The sequence below is a fragment of the Bacillota bacterium genome, from assembly GCA_040754675.1.
GTDB lineage: Bacteria > Bacillota > Limnochordia > Limnochordales > Geochordaceae > Geochorda.
In genome coordinates, this window is sequence record JBFMCJ010000670.1 from 1 (window position 1) to 2,063 (window position 2,063).

The following is a 2,063-nucleotide window of genomic DNA, read 5'->3' on the forward strand; positions in this document are numbered from 1 at the left end:
AGCGGTCTAACCCGAGGCGGTCGCCTCTACCGCCCTGCCTTCCCGCACGGCCGCCCGCCGTAGTCGCGCTCACCGGGGAGGGCACAGCGCAGCCCGGTAGGGAGGACGAGGTGAGGCGCGTGACCATAGAGGAGATATCCGATACCCTGCGTGAACTGAGCGTGGCCATCGCTTCGCTGCTCGGGCTGCAGGTAGACGTGGTCAGCGACGGTTTGGTCAGGGTGGCAAAGGCGGGCACGTACGCCGACGCGGTGGGCGTGGAGCCTGGCGACGGCCAAGTGTACCGGCGCGCCATCAGGGAGCGCAGGCCGATTTTCCTCAGCAGCCCAACCCGGGATGAGGTATGCCTGGACTGCCACTCCAGCGAGCGGTGCCGCGCAGCAGGCCAGCTCGTGTGGCCCATCGTGCACGACGAGCGAGTCATCGGGTGCCTCGGGCTGGTGGCGGTGACACAGCAACAGCGGCGGCTGCTACAGAACCAGTCCGAACTGCTGAGCCTCCTCCTCAGTAAGCTCACCGAACTGATCAGCTGGAGGCTGGCTGGCCCGCAGGTCTCGCATCGCCTCTCCCTGATGACGGTCCAGTTCGAGTGCATCGTCGACCAGTTGCCGGAAGGCGTGCTGATTTTGAACCGTTCCGGCACCCTGACTTTCATCAACCGGGCGGCGCGGGCCATGCTCGGGCTGGAGGCCCTGGGCGACATCCGGGGGAGACTGTTGGGGAGCGTCATCTCCAGTCCACAGGTGGACGCCTGCCTCAGGACCGGCAAGGAACTGGTGGAATCGCCCATAGTGTTCCAGGTCGCCCGCCGCACCGTCAGCTGCGTGGGCACCATCCAGTGGGTCAGGCTCAAGACATCCTCGGAGAGCCTTTTTTGCCTTTTCAGGACGCAGGACTCCACCGATCGCCTGGCCGCCCGGCTGAGCGCGCGCGAGCCGCCGTGCACATTCGACAACATCCTGGGCGTCAGCCCGGCTATCCAGGCGGCAAAGAACTGCGCCCTCAGGGTGGCTGCCGGCGATTCCACAGTACTGCTGCTCGGTGAAAGCGGGACGGGGAAAGAGCTTTTTGCCCGTGCCATCCACTCGGCCAGCACCCGCTCAGCAGGACCCTTCGTGGCCATCAACTGCGGGGCCATACCCGACTCGCTGCTGGAGAGCGAGCTATTCGGGTATGAAGAAGGTGCGTTTACAGGTGCCAGAAAGGGCGGGAAGCCTGGCAAGTTCGAGCTGGCCAGCGGGGGTACAGTGTTTCTCGACGAGATCGGGGAACTCCCCCTGCACATGCAGGTCAAGCTGTTACGCGTTCTGGAGGAGCGGGCGGTGGAAAGGCTCGGCGGTACGAGGCATATACCGGTGGACGTGAGGGTGATAGCCGCGACCAACGCCGACTTACAGCAGTTGGTTTCAGCGGGCAGGTTTCGCCGGGATCTGTATTACAGAATCAACGTGGTGCCCATTACCATCCCCCCTCTCCGCGAGCGGCCGGAGGACATCGAGTACCTGGCGCAGGCGTTCGTACGTCGGTACTCCCAACGCTTGGGCCGGCCGGTGGTCGGGATCAGCGAAGAGGCGCTGGGCGTACTTAAGGCGTACTCGTGGCCGGGCAACGTAAGGGAGCTTCAGAACGTCATCGAGTACGCTGTTAACTTCGAGCGCGGGGACACCATTACTCCGGGCAGCCTTCCGGCCGAGGTGCTAGGGGCTGCGCGCGAGCGGGCGGAGGCCGTGCAGAGCTTGGCCCTGATGGAGCGTGAAGCAATAGAAGCAGCCTTATCGACGTTCGGACGCGACGGGAGGGGAAAGCGCGCGGCGGCGCGGGCACTCGGCATCCACCTCTCGACATTTTACCGGAAACTGAAGCGATACGGACTGCACTGAGCACGCCCGTACCTTGAGGTGGTGGCTTTTGCATTTCGCAAAGGCGGTCGCAGATTGCACAGCGCACCCCCTGGCGGAGCGGGTGCGGGGGTGCCCCGGAGATGGGGTTCCCGTGCTGCCCCCCGCCGCCGCCGCGGGCAGCCGGGGCTGGCACGCTTTTTGCGGAAACGTTCCCCGCGAGGC

Annotated in this window: 1 protein-coding gene; it reads left to right on the forward strand. The window is 65.3% G+C overall.

Annotated elements, in window-relative coordinates; genetic code table 11:
* Positions 1-119: 119 nt before the first annotated feature.
* Positions 120-1,880: a sigma 54-interacting transcriptional regulator gene (locus AB1609_22330; GenBank protein ID MEW6049172.1), complete on the forward strand. Its 1,761-nt coding sequence runs from the start codon at positions 120-122 to the stop codon at positions 1,878-1,880.
* The last annotated feature ends 183 nt before the right edge of the window (positions 1,881-2,063 follow it).